18 protein-coding genes are annotated in these 19,213 nt (G+C 65.4%); 6 read left to right on the forward strand and 12 right to left on the reverse strand.

Annotated features, from left to right (window positions below; translation table 11 throughout):
* Positions 1-147 precede the first annotated feature (147 nt).
* Both JQ633_RS33040 and JQ633_RS33045 read right to left on the reverse strand, forming a co-directional pair.
* The gene (locus tag JQ633_RS33040; RefSeq protein ID WP_211990013.1) at positions 148-900 is read right to left on the reverse strand and encodes a glycerophosphodiester phosphodiesterase family protein; all 753 of its coding nucleotides are present in this window, start codon (positions 898-900) and stop codon (positions 148-150) included.
* Positions 900-1,367 carry a RidA family protein gene (locus JQ633_RS33045; protein WP_211990014.1) on the reverse strand — a complete coding sequence of 156 codons (468 nt, stop codon included), beginning with the start codon at positions 1,365-1,367 and terminating at the stop codon, positions 900-902. Before JQ633_RS33045 ends, JQ633_RS33040 begins: the two co-directional genes overlap by 1 nt.
* 239 nt (positions 1,368-1,606) lie before the next feature.
* Between JQ633_RS33045 and JQ633_RS33050 the strand changes: the two genes are divergently transcribed.
* Positions 1,607-2,473 carry a cell envelope integrity EipB family protein gene (locus tag JQ633_RS33050; protein WP_211990015.1) on the forward strand — a complete coding sequence of 289 codons (867 nt, stop codon included), beginning with the start codon at positions 1,607-1,609 and terminating at the stop codon, positions 2,471-2,473.
* Between the two features lie 235 nt (positions 2,474-2,708).
* Positions 2,709-3,110 (forward strand): RidA family protein, encoded by a 402-nt coding sequence (locus JQ633_RS33055; protein WP_211990016.1) that lies wholly within the window; start codon positions 2,709-2,711, stop codon positions 3,108-3,110.
* Positions 3,111-3,122: 12 nt separating this feature from the next.
* On the opposite strand, the gene JQ633_RS33060 is transcribed toward JQ633_RS33055, so the two are convergent.
* On the reverse strand, positions 3,123-4,439 hold the full coding sequence (locus tag JQ633_RS33060; protein WP_211990017.1) for a DNA polymerase IV: 1,317 nt from the start codon (positions 4,437-4,439) through the stop codon (positions 3,123-3,125).
* Positions 4,418-4,717, reverse strand: coding sequence for a DUF3572 domain-containing protein (locus JQ633_RS33065; RefSeq protein ID WP_211990018.1), 300 nt, complete (start codon positions 4,715-4,717; stop codon positions 4,418-4,420). The genes JQ633_RS33060 and JQ633_RS33065 overlap by 22 nt, the downstream gene beginning before the upstream one ends.
* Before the next feature lie 229 nt (positions 4,718-4,946).
* Here JQ633_RS33065 and JQ633_RS33070 point away from each other — a divergent pair, with 229 nt between their 5' ends.
* Together JQ633_RS33070 and JQ633_RS33075 are read left to right on the forward strand one after the other, a co-directional pair.
* A complete protein-coding gene (locus JQ633_RS33070) occupies positions 4,947-5,312 on the forward strand; it encodes a response regulator (RefSeq protein WP_028336390.1) in 366 nt (121 codons plus the stop codon).
* 15 nt (positions 5,313-5,327) lie between these two features.
* A complete protein-coding gene (locus tag JQ633_RS33075; protein WP_211990019.1) occupies positions 5,328-6,701 on the forward strand; it encodes a PleD family two-component system response regulator in 1,374 nt (457 codons plus the stop codon).
* A gap of 125 nt (positions 6,702-6,826) precedes the next feature.
* On the opposite strand, the gene JQ633_RS33080 is transcribed toward JQ633_RS33075, so the two are convergent.
* The gene (locus JQ633_RS33080; protein ID WP_249159834.1) at positions 6,827-8,035 is read right to left on the reverse strand and encodes a serine hydrolase domain-containing protein; all 1,209 of its coding nucleotides are present in this window, start codon (positions 8,033-8,035) and stop codon (positions 6,827-6,829) included.
* A gap of 133 nt (positions 8,036-8,168) precedes the next feature.
* Entirely contained in the window at positions 8,169-8,783 is a 615-nt protein-coding gene (locus tag JQ633_RS33085) for a TetR/AcrR family transcriptional regulator (protein ID WP_211990020.1), read from the reverse strand.
* 133 nt (positions 8,784-8,916) lie between these two features.
* Here JQ633_RS33085 and JQ633_RS33090 point away from each other — a divergent pair, with 133 nt between their 5' ends.
* Positions 8,917-10,149: an MFS transporter gene (locus JQ633_RS33090; RefSeq protein ID WP_211990021.1), complete on the forward strand. Its 1,233-nt coding sequence runs from the start codon at positions 8,917-8,919 to the stop codon at positions 10,147-10,149.
* Positions 10,150-10,234: 85 nt separating this feature from the next.
* Here the strand turns inward: JQ633_RS33090 and rpmG are convergent, their stop codons facing one another.
* Positions 10,235-10,402, reverse strand: a complete 168-nt coding sequence (gene rpmG, locus JQ633_RS33095; RefSeq protein WP_018271988.1) for a 50S ribosomal protein L33 — start codon at positions 10,400-10,402, stop codon at positions 10,235-10,237.
* Between the two features lie 219 nt (positions 10,403-10,621).
* Here rpmG and JQ633_RS33100 point away from each other — a divergent pair, with 219 nt between their 5' ends.
* Positions 10,622-11,170, forward strand: a complete 549-nt coding sequence (locus tag JQ633_RS33100; RefSeq protein WP_211990022.1) for a hypothetical protein — start codon at positions 10,622-10,624, stop codon at positions 11,168-11,170.
* Between the two features lie 16 nt (positions 11,171-11,186).
* On the opposite strand, the gene JQ633_RS33105 is transcribed toward JQ633_RS33100, so the two are convergent.
* From JQ633_RS33105 to topA, 5 genes are all read right to left on the reverse strand, one after another.
* A complete protein-coding gene (locus JQ633_RS33105; RefSeq protein ID WP_211990023.1) occupies positions 11,187-12,512 on the reverse strand; it encodes an LLM class flavin-dependent oxidoreductase in 1,326 nt (441 codons plus the stop codon).
* 211 nt (positions 12,513-12,723) lie between these two features.
* Positions 12,724-13,464: an NUDIX hydrolase gene (locus JQ633_RS33110; protein WP_211990024.1), complete on the reverse strand. Its 741-nt coding sequence runs from the start codon at positions 13,462-13,464 to the stop codon at positions 12,724-12,726.
* A 35-nt stretch (positions 13,465-13,499) separates the two neighbouring features.
* On the reverse strand, positions 13,500-13,937 hold the full coding sequence (locus tag JQ633_RS33115) for a DUF983 domain-containing protein (RefSeq protein WP_211990025.1): 438 nt from the start codon (positions 13,935-13,937) through the stop codon (positions 13,500-13,502).
* Positions 13,928-16,279 (reverse strand): ribonuclease R, encoded by a 2,352-nt coding sequence (gene rnr, locus JQ633_RS33120; RefSeq protein ID WP_211990026.1) that lies wholly within the window; start codon positions 16,277-16,279, stop codon positions 13,928-13,930. Before rnr ends, JQ633_RS33115 begins: the two co-directional genes overlap by 10 nt.
* Positions 16,280-19,030: a type I DNA topoisomerase gene (gene topA, locus JQ633_RS33125; RefSeq protein ID WP_211990027.1), complete on the reverse strand. Its 2,751-nt coding sequence runs from the start codon at positions 19,028-19,030 to the stop codon at positions 16,280-16,282.
* Between the last annotated feature and the right edge of the window lie 183 nt (positions 19,031-19,213).

Raw genomic sequence — 19,213 nt, forward strand, 5'->3', positions numbered from 1 at the left:
AGACCGGTGCCTCGTTTGAGCAGGATCCCTCCGGAACAGCTGGCTCCACTTCCGGATCATGCTCCGCATTCCGCCATCGATGATGACGACCAACCCTAGCCAAGATCGTGCATCGCAGCGACGACTTCAAGGCTTGCAAGCGACATGTCAGGTTCCCGGAACAAACCCCTCGAAAATCATCTGATCGGCATAACGGGCGGCGCGCTCGCGCTGGTCCACAGTTCGCACCGTCCAGGCCAGCAGCGCGCAGCCGAAGATGTTGCGGGCGATCCAGGGCGCCGGCGCCGGCAGCTGGTTGACCCAGTAGGCGACGAAATGCGGTTGGGTAGCGAAGCCGTGGCGCAGATGGAGCATGCTGTCGCGCTGCGCTTTAGTCAGCCTGTCCCAATGCCCATCGTCGTAGCTGCGCTGGGCGGTGATGCCGCGCGGCAGGTTCGGCATGATCTCGCGCAGCGCCATCACCTGGTCGGGGTCAAACGACATGCCGACGACGGGCCCGGAATAGGACGACAGCACCTCCGCCATCCGCCGCACCAGCCTGCGGTCGCCGGCGAACTGGCTCTTCACCTCGACGACCAGCGGGACGCGGCCGGCCACCAGCGTGCAGAGATCGCCGAGCGTCATCATCTGCTCGGCGGTATCCTTGAACTTGACCGCCTTCAGCTCGGCCGCGGTCTTGGTCAGCAACGGGCCTGAGCCCTCGGTGAGGCGGTCCAGCACATCGTCGTGATGCACCATCGCCTCGCCGTCGGCGGAAAGCTGGATGTCGCACTCGATGGAGAAATGACCTGCGACCGCGGCGTGGGCCGCGGCCGGCATGTTCTCGATGACGCCGCGTGCGGCGTCGTGCAGGCCGCGATGGGCGACCGGCCGCTTCGTCAGCCAATCCGGCGCGCGCATCAGGAGACTTCGAAAATACCCTCGACCTCCACCGCCGCATCCGCCGGCAGCGAGGCGACGCCGACCGTGGTGCGGGCATGTCGGCCCTTGTCGCCGAACGCCGCGACCATCAGGTCGGAGGCGCCGTTCAGCACCTTCGGTCCGTCGAGGAAGTCGGGCGCGGAATTAATGAAGCCGCCGAGCCGCACCACGCGCACCACCTTGTCGAGGTCGCCGAGCGCGGCCTTGATCTGCGCCAGCAGGTTGATCGCGCAGCCCTGCGCCGCGGCGACGCCTTGCTCGAGGGTGACGCCGGCGCCCAGCTTGCCCTTGGCGATCAGCTTGCCGTCGGCGCCGAAGCAGACCTGGCCCGACACGAACAGCAGGTTTCCGGTGCGGACGAAGCCGACATAGTTCGCGACCGGGGAGGTCGGCTCGGGCAGTGTGATGCCCTGTGACGCCAGTTTTTGTTCGACCGTACCCGCCATTTTGTTCGTTCCCGGTTGGATTTCCACACGAAGCCTGAAAACGCGCTCAGGCGGCACATTGTTTCGCGCATCGTGCCGCCGGTTGCAAGCGAGCGGGCGGGCCTGGGCGGCCCGGAATGCGGCCGAAAAAGTCGGTACTTCCCGTCGTTGTCCGTTACCTTTTTGTGAAATTTGCCCCAGTTGCGGCGCAATAGAGCCGTCTCTATTGTAACGAATCGTCATCCCCTTGAGGAGAAACCATGATCCTGCCGTTGCTTGCTCCGTCGCGTGCCCTGGTGCTGACGATCGCGGTGGTTGCGGGATCAGGTTTGGCGCACACGCCGGCCCTCGCGGCGGCGAGCGGGCCGTTTCTCGCGCATCAGGCACTCTACGACCTCAGCCTCGTCAAGTCGCGCGCCGGCAATTCGATCAGCGATGCGCGCGGGCGCATCCTGTACAATTTCTCCGGCAACTCCTGCGAAGGCTACACCTCGGAATTCCGCCAGGTGTCGGAGCTCGACAGCGGTGAGGGCAAGGTCACGCTGTCGGATCTGCGCTCGTCGTCCTGGGAGGATGCCGCGGGCAAGAGCTATCGCTTCAAGATCGACACCCGCATGAACGACAGTGCGACGGCGCCGGTCGACGGCATGGCCGAGCGGGTCGGCGATCATATCACCGTGAAGCTGACGCAGCCGGTGAAGAAGACCTTCAATCTCGACGGTAAGGTCGTGTTCCCGACCGAGCAGATCCAGCACATCATCGCCGCGGCCCGCGAGGGCAAGTCGGTGCTCGAGCTCACCGTCTATGACGGCTCCGACAATGGCGAGAAGGTCTACAGCACGCTGAGCGTGATCGGCCGGGCGATCCCCGGCGACCGCGCGCCGTCCTCGCCGGATCCGTCGACCGCGAACGACGTGATGAAGACGATGACGCGCTGGCCGGTGACGGTGAGCTATTACGACCGCGATGCCCGGGCGAAGGACGGCGAGCAGACCCCGGTCTATGCGATGTCATTCGAGCTGTACGAAAATGGCGTGTCCCGCGCGCTGGTGCTGGATTACAACGATTTCGTGATCTCGGGCGCGATGGACAAGTTCGACGTTCGGGATTCCAAACCCTGCAAGTGATGGTTGGTTAGCGCCGCACACTCGGTGTCGTCCCGGCGAAGGCCGGGACCCATAACCACCAAGCTTCGGTCGTAGAATTCGTTGCGGCCACTGCGTCGTACTACAACACAACCCAGTGGTAATGGGTCCCGGCCCGCGCCGGGACGACACCGAGCAAGGTGGCGCGGCGTCGCTCTGGCCGAGCGCGCCTGACCGCGATACGCTTCCCCAAACACGCGTGTCAGGGAGGCACCCAATGAGCAAGCTCGACCATCTTCGTCCCAGCGGCCTGCATCACAATCCGGCCTATTCGCACGTCGTCGTCGCCTCGGGCGCGCGCACGATCTACATCTCGGGACAGGTGTCCACCGATGAGGAGGGACGTGTGGTCGGCCCCGGCGATCTCGCCGCGCAGACGACGCAGGTGATGACCAATCTCGGCCTGGCGCTGAAAGCCGCCGGTGCAACCTATTCCGACATCGTCAAGATCACGACCTTCGTCGTCGGCTACAAGCCGGAGCTGCGTCCGATCATCGGCAAGGCGCGCGGCAAGTTCTTCGAGGGCATGGAGCCGCCCGCGAGCACGCTGGTCGGCGTGTCGGCGCTGGCGGCGCCGGAATGGCTGATCGAGATCGAGGCGGTGGCCGTGGTGGATTGAGGCTCTCGGCGTCTACTCGTCTGCCTGCTTCTCCGGCCCCTCATAGGCAATGCCGCGGATCACGGCGGCGTTGCCGAACTTCTTGCGCAGATTGTCCATCGCGCGCTCGGCATGTGCGGAGCGGCGGTCGAGCATGTCGGAATCGCTGGCCTGCGAGCCCGGGCGCAGCGCACTGACGCCGGTGCCCATCAGGCGGAAAGCTGTCCCGTCGATCTCCTTGGCCAGCATCTCGCGCGACACCGAAAAAATCTTGGCGGCGAGCTGGGTCGGGGTCTGGATCGATTGCGAGCGGGTGCGCTGGCGGAAGTCCGCGGTCTTCAGCTTCAGCGTGATGGTGCAGCCGGACAGCTCGCTGGTCTTCAGCCGCGCCGAGACCTTCTCGGACAGTTTCCAGAGCAGCCTTTCCAGCGTCGCGAAGTCGCGGATGTCGGTCTCGAAGGTGGTCTCGCTGGAGATCGTCTTGGCGCCGCGGTCGGGCACCACGCTGCGGTCGTCGATGCCGCGCGCCAGCCGCCACAGCCGGCGGCCTTCGCCGGCGAACTGCTTCATCAGCTCGTTCTCGTCGGCGCGTTGCAGATCGGCGATCAGGCGGAAGCCGCGTTGCACCAGCTTCTCCTGCGTCGCGGGACCAACGCCGTAGATGAAGCCGACCGGCTTTTCGGAAAGCATCTGCCGCGCCTCGTCCTGGTCGAGCGCGGCAAAGCCGCGCGGCTTGTCGAGGTCGGAGGCGATCTTGGCGAGGAACTTGTTGCAGGACAGGCCGACCGACACCGTGATGCCGATGTCGCGCTCGACGTCGCGGGCGAATTTGGCGAGCACCTTGGCCGGGATCATGCCATGGACGCGCTGCGTGCCGGAGAGGTCGAGGAACGCCTCGTCGATCGACAGCGGCTCGACCAGCGGCGTCAGCGCCTGCATGGCGCGGCGCACCTCGCGGCCGACACGCACATACTTCGCCATGTCGGGCGGGATCACGGTCGCGTTGGGACAGAGTTCCAGCGCCTTGAACATCGGCATCGCCGAGCGGACGCCGTAGGTGCGGGCGATGTAGCAGGCGGCCGACACCACGCCGCGCTTGCCGCCGCCGATGATCACTGGACGGTCGGCGATCTCAGGATTGTCCCGCTTCTCCACCGTCGCGTAGAACGCATCGCAGTCGATATGCGCCAGCGTCAGCGCGGGCAGGGTGCGGTGACGCACCAGTCGCGGTGAGCCGCAATGGCTGCAGCGCTTCACCTTGATATCGAGGTCGCCGAGGCAGTCTCGGCAGAAACTGAGGGGGCCGTCGAAAGCTGCCGCCGCGGAGGTCACGGCACGTCGCGCTCCCATTTGGGATCACGCAGCACTTGATGGGCGGCGGCGATGTTGGTCGGGTGCAGCTCGGAGGCCTTGGCGAAGGCCGTCACGGTCGCATCGTCGCGCATCACGAAATCGAGCACACTCGCAAGAAATTGAGGATCGGATGCCGCGTTCCGCAGCGTCTCTGGACCGATTCCGGATTCGGCCAGGAACAGGCCCAGCCGCTCGGGCTCGCCGGCGATGAAGCTCAGCGCTTGAATCGCAACGATTTCAGCGACTTCGCGGGGGTTGTGAACAGGCTTTTTCAACGGGCCGGTTTGCCTTTCCGTTAACTTATGGTCTCTATTGAGGGCCCATCATGCCCGAGTCTTCCAAGCGTGTTCAAGCAATCGGAAACCACGCCGCGGACGTTAGACGAACGGGTTAACGGGTTAGAGCGATTCTGGCGCTAGTTTGAATTCACATTTTCGACGCGCCCCGAGCGCGGTGCGTGAGGTGCCGCAAGCGGGCCCGTTTCTTGAGATTGGGAGGGACGGGATGGCCAAAACCGTCCTGATCGTGGAGGACAACGAGCTCAACATGAAGCTCTTTCGCGATCTGTTGGAAGCGCATGGCTATCAGACCTCGGGCACCAGCAACGGCTTTGAGGCACTCGATCTCGTCCGCAAATTGCGTCCCGATCTCATTTTGATGGATATCCAGCTGCCTCAGGTTTCCGGCCTCGAGGTCACGCGCTGGATCAAGGACGACCCCGACCTGCGCGCGATCCCGGTGGTCGCGGTTACAGCCTTCGCGATGAAGGGCGACGAAGAACGCATCCGCGAGGGCGGCTGCGAAGCGTATTTGTCCAAGCCGATCTCGGTCGGGAAATTCATTGAGACTGTCCGACGCTTTATCGGATAGGGGAGTAGTGGTTCAATGTCCGCGCGTATCCTCGTCGTCGATGACGTTCCGGCGAACGTCAAGCTGTTGGAAGCCCGCCTGTCGGCCGAATATTTCGACGTGCTGACCGCATCCAACGGAACCGAGGCGCTGCAGATCTGCGCGCGCGCCGAATGCGACATCATCCTGCTCGACGTCATGATGCCCGACATGGACGGCTTCGAGGTCTGTCGTCGCCTGAAGTCCAATCCGGCGACGCATTTCATTCCGGTCGTGATCGTCACCGCGCTCGACAGCCCCGCCGACCGCGTCCGCGGGCTCGAGGCCGGCGCCGATGATTTCCTCACCAAGCCGGTATCCGACGTCGTGCTGATCGCGCGCGTGCGCTCGCTGACGCGGCTGAAGATGATGACCGACGAACTGCGCATGCGCGCCATCACCTCGCTCGAGATCGGCATGCAGGCGCCGGAGCGCAGCGCGATCGCCGACAAGGGCATGGGCGGCCGCATCCTTTTGGTCGACGATCGTCCGTCGTCCTACGAGAAGCTGGCGCCGATCCTGTCCACCGAGCACACCGTCGACGTCGAGGCCAATCCCGCGGAAGCATTGTTCCACGCCGCCGAGGGCAATTACGACCTCTTGATCGTCTCGCTCAGCCTCGACAATTACGACGGCCTGCGGCTGTGCAGCCAGGCGCGCTCGCTGGAGCGCACCCGCCAGGTGCCGATCCTCGCCATCTCCGATGCTGACAACAACACGCGGTTGATGCGCGGGCTGGAGATCGGCGTCAACGATTACCTGCTGCGCCCGGTCGACAAGAACGAACTGCTGGCGCGCGCGCGCACCCAGATCCGCCGTCGCCGCTACACCGATCATCTGCGCGACAATGTGCAGAACTCGATCGAGATGGCGATCACCGACGCGCTGACCGGGCTGCACAACCGCCGCTACATGGAGAGCCATCTCGCGACGCTCGCGGAGCAGGCCTCGGTTCGCGGCAAGCCGCTGGCGCTGATGATCCTCGACATCGACTTCTTCAAGTCGATCAACGACACCTATGGTCACGATGCCGGCGACGACGTGCTGCGCGAATTCGCGGTGCGCATCCGCAAGTCGATTCGCGGCATCGATCTCGCCTGCCGCTACGGCGGCGAGGAGTTCGTGATCGTGATGCCGGAGACCGATCTGCATGTCGCCGGCATGGTCGCCGAGCGGCTGCGCCGGTCGATCGCGGGCGAGCCGTTCTCCGTCGGCAAGGCCGGCACGCGGATCGCGGTCACGATCTCGATCGGTTTGTCCACGCTGGAGCGCAAAGGCGAGGCCATCGCCGACGTGCTCAAGCGCGCCGACACCGCGCTGTATCGCGCCAAGCACGACGGCCGCAACCGCGTGGTTTCCGCGGCGGCGTAACGCGATCCCGTAGCCCGGATGAAGCGAAGCGAAATCCGGGAACGCGCCATCCGCTGATACAGCGGCCCCGGATTGCGCTGCGCTCCATCCGGGCTACGCAGCTCTCTCCGGGCTACGAAGCCGGCTTATCGCCCGCGCCTCATTGCATCATACGCCATTCGCTTGAACTCGAACGCGAACGGATGGACGAACGCCATCTGGCGCTGCGCCATCATCACGCCGGCGGTGCCGGTCTTCGGCGAGATCCACCACTGCGTGCCGGCGACGCCGCCCCAATAGAGCTCGCCGGCCGCGTCGGGATGATCGATCGGCGCGGTGGGATTGAGGATCAATCCACCGGCGAGGCCATAGGCCTTGCCGGGTTGCTCGCCCATCATCGCAAAGCGGATCCATTGTCCGGGCGTGAGCTGGTTGGTCATCGCCTGCGCGATCGTTTCCGGCTTCAGCAGCGTCGGCCCGCCCGGCAGCAGGCTGCGGATCAGCGCGACCATGTCGTGCAGCGTGGAGACCAGCCCGCCGCCGCCGTTGAAGCGCGGCACCGGACGCAGGTAAGCGCCGGGGTAGGGCGAGTTGTCGGTCCGCGTCAGTCCCGGCTTCATCGGATCCATCAGGTCCGCACCGGCGTAATAGGCGACGAGGCGGTTGTGGTCCTTCTCCGGCACGAAGAATCCAGTGTCCACCATGCCGAGCGGATCGAGAATGCGCGCCTTGATGAACTTGTCGAACGGCTGGCCGCTGATGACCTCCACCAGCCGCGCCACCACGTCGATGGCAACGGAATATTCCCACGATGTGCCGGGATGGAAGACCAGCGGCAGGTCGGAGAGGCCGTCGACCATGTCGGCGAGCGTCGTCAGCGGATTGAGGATCCTGCGCTCGTTGTAGGCCTTGAAGATCGGCGTGCCCGGATCGAACAGGCCGTAGCTGAGGCCGGCGCTGTGGCTGAGCAGGTGACGAATGGTGATCGACGATCGTGCCGGCTCGGTGTCGTCGATCGACGTCGCGCCCGGCCGCAGCACCTTGCGCTTGCCGAGTTGCGGGATGAATTTCTCGATCGGATCGTCGAGCTGAAGACGGCCTTCCTCGAACAGCAGCAGGGCGGCGCAGGAGGCGATCAGCTTGGTGTTGGAGAAGATGCGGAAGATGTGATCGGTGCGCAGTGCCGTCTGCGCTTCCTTGTCGGCCCATCCGACGCAGCCGACGTCGGCGAGTTCGCGCCCGTGAAAGACCGCCCAGGAGATGCCGGACAACAGATCGGCGTCGATATAACGCTGCATGGCCGCGCGCGCCGGCGCGAAATCATAGCCGGTGGCGGTCACCTTCAGATCTTCCATGGTCGCTCCCGTGTTGTGCCGCGGACCGTTCGCGCGGTCGTCGGCAATCTCGCGTGGCGGAATATCCGGTTCAGGACAAGGTCACGCTCTGCTCACGCTAACAACCAAACCGGATCGCGGGACGCAACCGTATTCAGCCGGCGCGCTTCTTCCTTGCCGGCTCCTCCGGACTATTGGGCTTGTCGAACTTCACCCCGGCATTGATCAGCAACACCCGCGCGGCTTCCCTGGCCGCACGCGCCATCGCCGGATCGTCGCGCACGAGGTCCTGCGCGATCGAGCCATCGACCAGCAGCACCAGCTGGGTCGCGAGCCGCTCGGGATCGGCGACGCCAAGCTGTTGCAGCAGATCGCGAAACCAGGTGCGGCGGCTTTCCTTGAAGGCGATCGCGATGGTCTTGACGGTACGGTCGCCGTCGTCCGGTCCGAGCTCCGCTACCGCATTGACGAACGGGCAGCCGCGAAAATCCTTGGCCGCGAAGCGCCGCTCCAGCGAATCGAAGGTGGCGAGGATCTGCTCGGCCGGCGGCTTGTCGGAGGGGCGCGGCTGCACGAAGCGGCCCTGCAGATAGGCCGCGATCAGCGCGTCCTTCGATGGGAAGTGGTTGTACAGCGTGCGCTTGCTGATGCCGATCTCGGCCGCGATGGTGTCGACGCCGATGGCGCGAATGCCCTGCAGATAGAACAGCTTGTCGGCGGTCTCGAGGATCCGCTCTTTCATGGTCTGTTTGGGAGGCGGGGAAGCCATGCGCGGGCCGTGATCGTCTTCGCTTGACAGGAGCACCCCTGTATAGACTAAGTACACAGGTCTGTGTAACTAAAACATATGGGAATCGCAGGCTGGGGCTTCTGCGCCGCAGCCCAACGGGAGAACAAGAACAATGCCCCTGCTGCAGATCCTGCGTCCCACGCTTCCCATCCTGATCGGCGCCTCCATCATGCTCACGCTGAGCATGGGTCTGCGACAGAGCCTCGGCATCTTCCTGCAGCCGTTGACGCACGACATCAAGATCTCGGTTTCGGATTTCACCTTGGCACTGGCTGTGCAGAACCTCGCCTGGGGCTTCCTGCAGCCTGTCGCCGGCGCGATGACGGTGCGCTACGGCTTCCGCCCGATCATGGTGGTTGGTTCGCTCGCCTACATCGCGGGCCTGGTGCTGATGACGACTGCGCATGGCCTTGTCAGCATCATGATCGGCGCCGGCGTCCTGATCGGCATCTCGCTTGCCTGCACCGCGAACGCGATCGCGATGTCGGTGTCAGCGCGCGCGGTGCCGGAGACGGTGCGCTCGACGGTGCTCGGCATCGTGTCCGCCGCGGGCTCGCTCGGCGCGCTGCTGTCGGCGCCGCTCGGCCAGATGCTCAATGAAGGTTTCGGCTGGCGCGTCGGGCTCGCCGGCTTCGTGATCCTGTCCGTGTTCATGATCCCGGCTGCGCTCTACGCCGGCCGCGTCGACAAGATCCCGCTGCCGAAGCTCGCGGCCGACGATATCGGCAATGCCACCGCCGCGACCGCGGCGAAGACCGCCTTCAGCAACGCGTCCTTCGTGGTGATGACCTGCGCCTACATGGTCTGCGGCATGCAGCTCGTCTTCCTCACCACGCACCTGCCGTCCTATCTGGCGATCTGCGGCCTCGATCCGATGCTGAGCGCTCAGACGCTCGGCATGATCGGCGGCTTCAACGTGCTGGGCTCGCTGTTCTTCGGCTGGGCCGGCCAGCGCTGGAACAAGCTCGCGCTACTTGGCGCGATCTACATCCTGCGCTCGCTGGCGCTGGCCTGGTACTTCATGCTGCCGGCGACGCCGGCCTCGACGCTCTTGTTCGGCGCCATCATGGGTTTCCTCTGGATGGGCGTCGGCCCGCTGGTCGCAGGCGCGGTGGCCGAGATGTTCGGGCTGCGTTGGCAGGCGATGATCCAGGGGCTTGCCTTCATGAGCCACCAGGTCGGCAGCTTCCTCGGCGCCTATGGAGGAGGGGTGATCTACGACAGCCTCGGCTCCTACACCATGGCCTGGCGCATCGGCGTCGCGCTCGGGCTTGCCGGCGGCATCATCCAGGTGGCATTCGCGCTGATCCGGCCGTCGCAACCGCCGCTGCTGAAAACGGCCTGACGCCGCTTCGCGGTTTCCAGATCGTACACCGGAAACGCAAAACGGGACCCGAAGGGTCCCGTTTGAACTTCAGCCTGAAGCGATCTTACTTGATCTTGGCTTCCTTGAACTCGACGTGCTTGCGCGCGACCGGGTCGTACTTCTTCTTGACCAGCTTGTCGGTCATGGTGCGCGAGTTCTTCTTGGCGACGTAATAGAAGCCGGTGTCGGCCGTCGACACGAGCTTGACCTTGATGGTGACCGCCTTGGCCATGTGCAAAACCTCGAAAATTGGGAGATATCGGGAGCCGGCCAAATCGGCCCGCGTTTGGCCGGGAAACTAGCCACAAACCGCGAGAAGTCAAGGATTTCTGGGCCGAAACGGTCCCGATTTCGGGAGATTTCGCCGCAAAACGCCCGATTCCATCGAACCTGGCGAGCTCGACCGCCGACAACAGCCTGTTCCCATGTCGATTGGTAGGCGGAGCGCAGAATGGCAGTTGCAATCACCCATGATCATCAGGGACTGCGAGTCGAATGGCTGAAGGAGTGGTGGTTCCGCCTGGCGTCGCTGCCGTTCCTCGCGGGCGGCGCCTACTTCGCCTACTACGTCGGCCTGATGCTCGCCGGCGACCTGGTGGGGTCGCGCTACTGGAGCGAGGACTGGGTGCCGCTGCTGGCGTTCACTTGCTTTGCGCTCGTGGTCGGCGTGCCCGGCCTGATCCTCGCGACGCTGCGCTACTTCATCGACGTCGACCCGCTCTCGCGGCGGCTGGTCGTGACCAAGAAATTCGGTCCGCTCGAGTTTCACAGCCGGCGTGAACTCAGCGAGTTCAAGTTCATCAGCATCACCGATGACAGTGATGCCGATACCGGCTTCACGATGTACGACGTCAACCTCTGCGGCGGCCGCGGCACCAAGCCGATCCAGGTTTCGTCCTTCGCCAAGCGCGAGGAGGCGAACGCTTTCGCCGCTACGCTCGGCGCCGAGTTGAAGCTGCGGCCCAAGGACTATGTGGGCACCGAGCCCGACGCCGACTAGACTCTAGATCCGCGCATCATTTCTCGAAGAAGCGGTTCTTCGGCCGCGGCAGGCCGAAATTCTCGCGCAGGGTCTTGCCCTCGTACTCTTGGCGGAAGATCCCGCGCTTCTGCAGTTCGGGGACCACCTTGTCGACGAAGTCGAACAGGCCCTGCGGCAGATAGGGGAACATGATGTTGAAGCCGTCACTGCCGCGACCGGTCAGCCATTCCTCCATCTGGTCGGCGATGGTCTGCGGCGTGCCGACGAAGGCAAGCCCGCCATAGCCGCCGACGCGCTGCGCGAGCTGGCGCACCGTGAGCTTGTCGCGCGCGGCGACGTCGACGAGGCGCTGCCGGCCGCTCTTGCTGGCGTTGGTTTCCGGGATCGGCGGCAGCTGCCCGTCCGGATCGAAGCCGGAGGCATCGGTGCCGAGGATCACCGACAGCGAGGCGATCGCGCTGTCGTAATGCACGCGGCTGTCGAGCAGCGCGCGCTTCTCTTTTGCCTCTTCGACGCTGTCGCCGACCACGACGAACGCGCCGGGGAGTATCTTGAGATGTTCGGGATCGCGGCCGACCTTCTCCATGCGGCCCTTGATGTCGGCGTAGAGCTTCTGTCCATCGGCGAGGCTGCCGCCGCCGGTGAACACGGCTTCCGCGGTCTCGGCCGCAAGCTGCCTGCCGTCGTCGGAGGCGCCGGCCTGCACGATCACCGGCCAGCCCTGCACCGGGCGAGCGATGTTGAGCGGGCCGCGCACCGAGAGATATTTGCCCTTGTGATCGAGCGTGTGCATCTTCTCGGGATCGACGAACAGCCCGGACTCGACGTCGCGCACGAAGGCCTCGTCGGCGAAGGAATCCCACAGGCCGGTGACGACATCGTAGAACTCGCGGGCGCGCTTGTAGCGCTCGGCGTGCTCCATGTGATCGTCGAGGCCGAAATTCAGCGCCGCATCCGGATTGGACGTGGTGACGATGTTCCAGCCGGCGCGGCCGCCGGAGATGTGGTCGAGCGAGGCGAAGCGGCGGGCGACGTGGTAGGGCTCATCGAACGTGGTCGAGCCGGTCGCAATCAGGCCGATGCGCTCGGTGACGGCAGAGAGAGCCGACAGCAGCGTGAACGGCTCGAACGAGGTCACGGTGTGGCTGCGCTTCAGCGCGTTGATCGGCATGTTGAGCACGGCCAGGTGGTCGGCCATGAAGAAGGCGTCGAACTTGCCGGCCTCGAGCTTCCTGATCAGCGTCTTGATATGGTCGAAGTTGAAATTGGCGTCGGGCCAAGCCCCGGGATAGCGCCAGGCGCCGGTGTGGATGCTGATCGGCCGCATGAACGCGCCGAGCTTGAGTTGACGCTTCGCCATTTGCCCCGTTCCGTCGTTGAGGTCGTTAGCGGAACAGATAGGGAGGCGGTCCACGGCGCGCCATCGGGAAGATTATTTTGTTTTTGGGCGCCGCCTCGACATCGTCATTCTCGGTGCGCAATTGCGCACCTGAGGGCGATGCGTAGCATCGAACCCGGAATCTCGAGATTCCGGGTTCTCGCTTCGCGAGCCCGGAATGACGGGCCTCATACTACGCCCCCAGCACGTCCTTCTGCATCCTGCCGCCGTAGAAATGGAAGAACGGCACCGGCGCGTCGTGGCGGAGCGGGCCGGTGGCGAGGCGGCGGTCGAGTTCGGCGAGCACGTTCTTGGTCATGGCATGCGCGTCCGCGAGCGGCTCGGAGCCGATCTCGACCCAGACCAGTTCGACCAGTTCGGCATCGGCATGCACCACGCCCTCGACCCGGTGCGCGATGGTCGATGCATCAGCTGTGAAGAAGCGGGTGTCGAAACGGCGGACGCGACCGGGCGGGGTGATCGCGCGTGCGATCAAAAACAGGCCGGACGGATCGGGCAGCAGTCCCGCGTCGGCGAACGGCGCCCAGGGCCCGTCGAGCTTGACCGTCTTCTCGACCTTGCTGCCGAGGCAGAGGCCGGTTTCCTCGCAGGCTTCGCGGATCGCAGCATTGGCGAGCGCGCGCGCACGGCCCACGGTGATCTTCGGGCTGCCCTTGAGCAGATTGGCTTCGAGCTCGGGTGTGATCGATGCGGCAACGGGCACGCGGTTGTCGGCCTTGTCGACGCGGCCACCGGGGAAGACGTATTTGCCCGGCATGAACACCACCTTGTCATGGCGCCTGCCGACCAGCACCTTCGGCTTGGCACCGGAGCGATCGATCAGGATCAGCGTCGCCGCATCCTTCGGCCGGAAGTAAGGATGATGATCGGCTTCTTTTTCCCCCTGGTGGACGGCAGCGGCAGTCTCGGTCATCTCATCCCTTTCGGCTCTTGTTGGGTCCGGTTTAGCTAGACCGGCGGGATGTCGCTAGGGGGATTCTCGTCAAAGCCATGCATGCGCAGGGCCCATTGCAATCCGATCACGGCTCCTTTCACCGGCTGCAGCAGCGCCAGCGACGCGAACAGCGTGAACGGCAGGTAGATCGAGAGTTGCAGCCACACCGGTGGCGCATAATCGGTCTCGATCCACAGCGCGGTCGGTACCACGATATGGCCGACGATGACGATGACGAGATAGGCCGGCAGATCGTCGGCGCGATGCGGCGTGAAATCGAGATCGCAAACCGGGCAGTGGCCATCGCATTTGAGGAATGCGCGGAACAACTTGCCCTTGCCGCAGCGCGGGCAGCGGCTGCGGAACCCGCGTTTCATCGCGGTCCATACGTCACGCTTCTCGGGCTCGGCCGTCTCGCGGGTCCAGACAACCGTCGGCGGGGTCACTTCCATGACTTGCCTCGCTTCGATTTGCCGGACTTCTGCTTCGCCGGCTTGCGGTCCTTCTTGCTGCGCGCCTTGCGCTCCGGTTTCGGCTTGCCGTGCTTCTTGTTGCCGTGACTCTTGGGATGACGCCCGGGTCCTGCACCGTCGCGTTTTCTGCCACGCGGAATAGTCTGGCCTTCCGATAACAGCTCAAACCGCAGCGCGCCGGCGATTGGCGCCGCCTCGACGAGGCGCACGTCGACGACGTCGCCGAGCCGGTACATCGTGCCGCTGCGCGAGCCGATCAGCGCGTGGCGGGTTTCATCGTAGTTGAAATATTCGCTGCCGATGGTGCGGATCGGGATCAGTCCGTCGGCGCCGGTGTCGTCGAGCTTCACGAACAGGCCGCTGCGGGTCACACCGGAGATGCGGCCCTGGAACGAGGCGCCGACGCGATCGGCGAGGAAATGCGCGATCAGGCGGTCGGTGGTCTCGCGCTCCGCCTTCATCGCGCGGCGCTCGGTGACGGAAATCTGCGCGGCGATCTCGGCCAGCGTCTCCACGGTCTCATCGGTCGGCAGCGCGCCTTCGCCGAGGCCGAGCGCGCGGATCAGCGCGCGGTGCACGATCAAATCGGCATAGCGGCGGATCGGCGAGGTGAAGTGCGCATAGCGGCGCAGGTTCAAGCCGAAATGGCCGTAATTCTCGGCGGAGTATTCCGCCTGCGCCTGCGAGCGCAGCACCACCTCGTTGACCAGCGGCTCGTAGTCTTCGCCGGCGACCTGCGCCAGCACGCGGTTGAACTGCGCGGGCCGCAGCGCGCCCTGCTTGGTGAAGGGCAGGTCGAGCGTCTTCAGGAATTCCTGGAGATTGTGGACCTTCTCCTGGGTCGGCTCGTCGTGCACGCGGTAGATCAGCGGGAGGTTCTTCTTCTCCAGCATCTCGGCCGCGGCGACGTTGGCGAGGATCATGAACTCCTCGATCAGCCGGTGCGCGTCGAGCCGCTGCGGCACGATCACGCGATCGACGGTGCCGTCACCCTTGAGCAGGATCTTGCGTTCGGGCAGATCGAGATCGAGCGGGTCGCGCTCGTTGCGCGCCAGCCTGACCAGCTCGTAGGCGGACCACAGCGGCTTGAGAATCGGATCGAGCAGGGGACCGGTGGTGTCATCCGGCTTGCCGTCGATCGCTGCCTGCGCCTGCGCGTAGTTCAGCTTCGCCGCCGAGCGCATCAGCACGCGATGGAACGTGTGCGAGCGCTTGCGGCCGTCGGCGCCGATCACCATCCGCACCGCGAGCGCGCCGCGCGGCTCGCCCGGCACCAGCGAGCAGAGATTGTTGGAGATCCGCTCCGGCAGCATCGGCACCACGCGATCGGGGAAGTAGACCGAATTGCCGCGCTGGAGCGCGTCGCGGTCGAGCGCCGAGCCGGGCCGCACATAAAAGGCGACGTCGGCGATCGCGACATGGACGATATAGCCGCCCCTGTTGTTCGGATCGGGGTCGACGTCGGCGTGCACGGCGTCGTCGTGATCCTTGGCGTCGGGCGGATCGATGGTGACGAGCGGCACGTCGCGCCAGTCCTCGCGGCCCTGCAGGGTCGCCGGCTTCGCTTCCTCGGATTCACGGACGGCGGCAGGTGAGAACACCTGCGGAATGTCATGGGCGTTGATTGCGATCAGGCTGATTGCCTTCTCGCTGGCGATCGAGCCGAGCCGTTCCTTGACGCGGCCGGAGTTGAGCCCGAAGCCGCGGCTGCGGACCAGATCGACGCTGATGAGATCGCCGTCCTCGGCGCCGCCGGTGTCCGCCTTGGCGATGTTGAGCTCGCGGCCGACCTGCTTCTTGTCGACCGGGATCAGCCGTCCGCTGCCGTCGGGATTGCGGCGGTAGATGCCGAGGATGCGGCTCCGCGCATGATCGATGATCTTGATGACGCGGCCGCGATAGGGCGTGCCGTCGTGCTCGTTGGTGACCTCGACCCGCAGCAGCGCGCGATCACCGACACCGGCCGCGGTGCCGGGCTTCGGCCGCCGCGGCGTCTCGATGCGGATCTTCGGGGCGGTGCCGTTCTCTTCGGAATCCCACTCGGCGGGGGTGGCGATCAGTTCGCCGTCGCTGTCGCGGCCGGTGATGTCGGCGAGCAGGGTGGGCGGCAGCGCCGCCGGCTCGTGCATCTTGCGACCGCGCTTTGCGATCGTGCCGTCGTCGGCGAGCTCACGGAGCATCCGCTTCAGCTCGACGCGGTCGTCGTTCTTCAGGCCGAACGCGCGGGCGATCTCCCGGGTGCCGACCTTGCCTGGATTGGCACGAATGAAGGCGACAATGGCGTCCCGGGCCGGAAAGCCATGGTCGGGTTTTTGTTTCACTTATCCTCTTGCCTTGCCGGCGCTCTTCTTCGCGGCCGCCTTCGATCCCCCGTTGGGCTTTGCGGCCGTGGTCTTGGAGGCGGATGCGACCGGCGCGCGCGCCTTGCTGGTCGCGTCCGTCTTGGGTTTCGCTGCGGCCTTCTTCGCCGCGGTCTTCTTGGCAGGCTTGGCCTCGGCATCACCGTCGGCCTTGGCCTTGGCGGGCTTCGCAGCCTTGGCCTTCTTGCCCTTCGCCTTGCCGCCGCCCTTGGCTGCGCGCTCGTCGATCAACGCGATCGCCTCCGCCAGCGTGACCTCGTCGGGCGTACGGTCGCTCGGGATCGTCGCGTTGACGCCTCCAGCGGTGACATAGGCGCCGTAGCGGCCGTTCTTCAGCGCGACCGCGCCGAGCGACGGATGATCGCCGAGCGGCTTGCCCGGATCGGCGCCGAACCGGCGGCCGCTCGGACCCTTGGCGATCTTCTCCGCGATCAGCGTGACGGCGCGGTTGAGCCCGATCGTGAACACCTCGTCGCCGGCCTCGAGGCTGGCATAGGTCTTCTCGTGCTTCACGAACGGCCCGAAGCGGCCAAGGCCGGCGGTGATCGGCTCTCCGGTCTCCGGATGCTTGCCGATCTCGCGCGGCAGCGACAGCAGCCGCAAGGCCGTTTCGAAATCGACATCGCCGGGCGAAGTGCCCTTCGGGATGCCGGCGCGCTTCGGCTTTGCGCCTTCCTCATAATCCTTCTGCTCGCCGAGCTGGATGTAGGGGCCGAAGCGGCCGGCCTTCACCGCGACCTCGAACCCGGTGTCGGGATCGGTGCCGAGGATGCGGTCGGCGCTCTCGGCGCTGTCGGCGGCGAGCGGGCGGGTGTAACGGCACTCCGGATAGTTCGAGCAGCCGACGAAGGCGCCGAACTTGCCGGCCTTCAGGTTCAGCTTGCCGGTGCCGCAGGTCGGGCACTGCCTGACGTCGCCGCCATCCGCGCGCGGCGGATAGATGTGCGGGCCGAGCATCTCGTCGAGCGCGTCGAGCACTTCGGCGACCCGCAGATCCTTGATGTCGTTCACCGCGCCGATGAAGCCGCGCCAGAAGTCCTGTAGCACCTGCTGCCAGGCCACCTCGTTGTTGGAGATGCGGTCGAGCTGTTCCTCGAGATCGGCGGTGAAGTCGTACTCGACATAGCGCGCGAAGAAGTTCTCGAGGAACGCGACCACGACGCGGCCCTTGTCCTCGCCGTGCAGCCGCTTCTTCTCCAGCTTGACGTAGCCGCGGTCCTTCAGCACCTGCAGGATCGAGGCGTAGGTCGAGGGCCGGCCGATGCCGAGCTCCTCCATCCGCTTCACCAGCGAGGCTTCCGAGAAGCGCGGCGGCGGTTCGGTGAAATGCTGGGTGACGGCGAGACTCTGGCGCTTCACGGCTTCGCCTTCGCTCATCGCGGGCAGGCGGCGCGAATCCTCGTCCTCCTCGTCGTCGCGGCTCTCCTGATAGAGCGCGAGGAAGCCGTCGAACTTGATGACCTGGCCAGTGGCCCGTAGCTCAAGTACGCGGGAGCCGGCCTTGGCCTCGATGTCGACGGTGGTGCGCTCGAGCTCGGCGGATTCCATCTGGCTGGCGATGGTGCGCTTCCAGATCAGCTCATAGAGCCGGGCCTGGTCGGCATCGAGCCTGCGGCCGATGCTGGCCGGGCGACGTGAAAGGTCGGTCGGGCGGATCGCCTCGTGGGCTTCCTGCGCGTTCTTGGCCTTGGCCTGGTATTGCCGCGCGCTTTCGGGGACGTAGGCATTGCCGTAGTCCTCGCCGATCACCTTGCGCGCCTGCGTGATCGCCTCGGGCGCGATCTGCACGCCGTCGGTTCGCATATAGGTAATGAGACCGGTGGTCTCGCCGCCGATATCGATGCCTTCATAGAGCCGCTGCGCGATGCGCATGGTGTGCGCCGGCGCGAAGCCGAGCTTGCGGCTGGCTTCCTGCTGCAGGGTCGAGGTGGTGAAGGGCGCCTGCGGGTTGCGCCGCGCGGGCTTGGCTTCGACGCTGGCGACGCGGAAGCTCGCGGCCTCGATCGCCTTCTTGAAATCCTCCGCTTCGGCGCCGGAGCCGATGTCGAGCCGGGCGATCTTCTTGCCGTCGGCGCCGACCAGGCGCGCCTCGAAGGCCTCGCCGCGGGTCGTCGTCAGCGTCGCGACCAGCGACCAGTACTCCTTCGGCACGAACTTCTCGATCTCGAGCTCGCGGTCGCAGACCAGCCGCAGCGCGACCGACTGCACGCGCCCGGCCGAGCGGGCGCCGGGCAGCTTGCGCCACAGCACCGGGGAGAGCGTGAAGCCGACCAGATAGTCCAGCGCGCGGCGCGCCATATAGGCGTCGACCAGTGCGCCATCGATCTGGCGCGGCGCCTTCATCGCCTCGGAGACAGCCTGCTTGGTGATGGCGTTGAACACAACGCGCTCGACCTTCTGGTCCTTCAGCGCGCGCTTCTCCTTCATCACCTCCAGCACGTGCCAGGAGATTGCCTCGCCCTCGCGATCAGGGTCGGTCGCGAGAATCAGGCGGTCGGCACCCTTGAGCGCCCTGGCGATGTCGTTCAGCCGGCCGGCTGCCTTGGCGTCGACCTCCCAGATCATCTGGAAATTGGCGTCCGGATCGACCGAACCGTTCTTGGCCGGGAGGTCGCGGACATGGCCGAACGACGCCAGGACCTCGTAGGAGGACCCCAGATATTTATTGATCGTCTTGGCCTTGGCCGGCGACTCCACAATGACGATATTCATGTCATTCCAATAGCTTACGGGAAAACTTGAAGGCAGGTTCCGCAAGACTCGCGGCCCGCTTTGTCGGGGCGAACATGGGTGCTGAGGCGGCCCCTGTCAAATCGCCAGATATTGAAGGGCCGGTTCCGGCTGTGGACTTCCTATCCCCACAGTTGAAAAATGCGCCCTAGAGTTGCGGCCGGA

The organism is Bradyrhizobium tropiciagri (assembly GCF_018130505.1).
Lineage (GTDB): Bacteria > Pseudomonadota > Alphaproteobacteria > Rhizobiales > Xanthobacteraceae > Bradyrhizobium > Bradyrhizobium tropiciagri_B.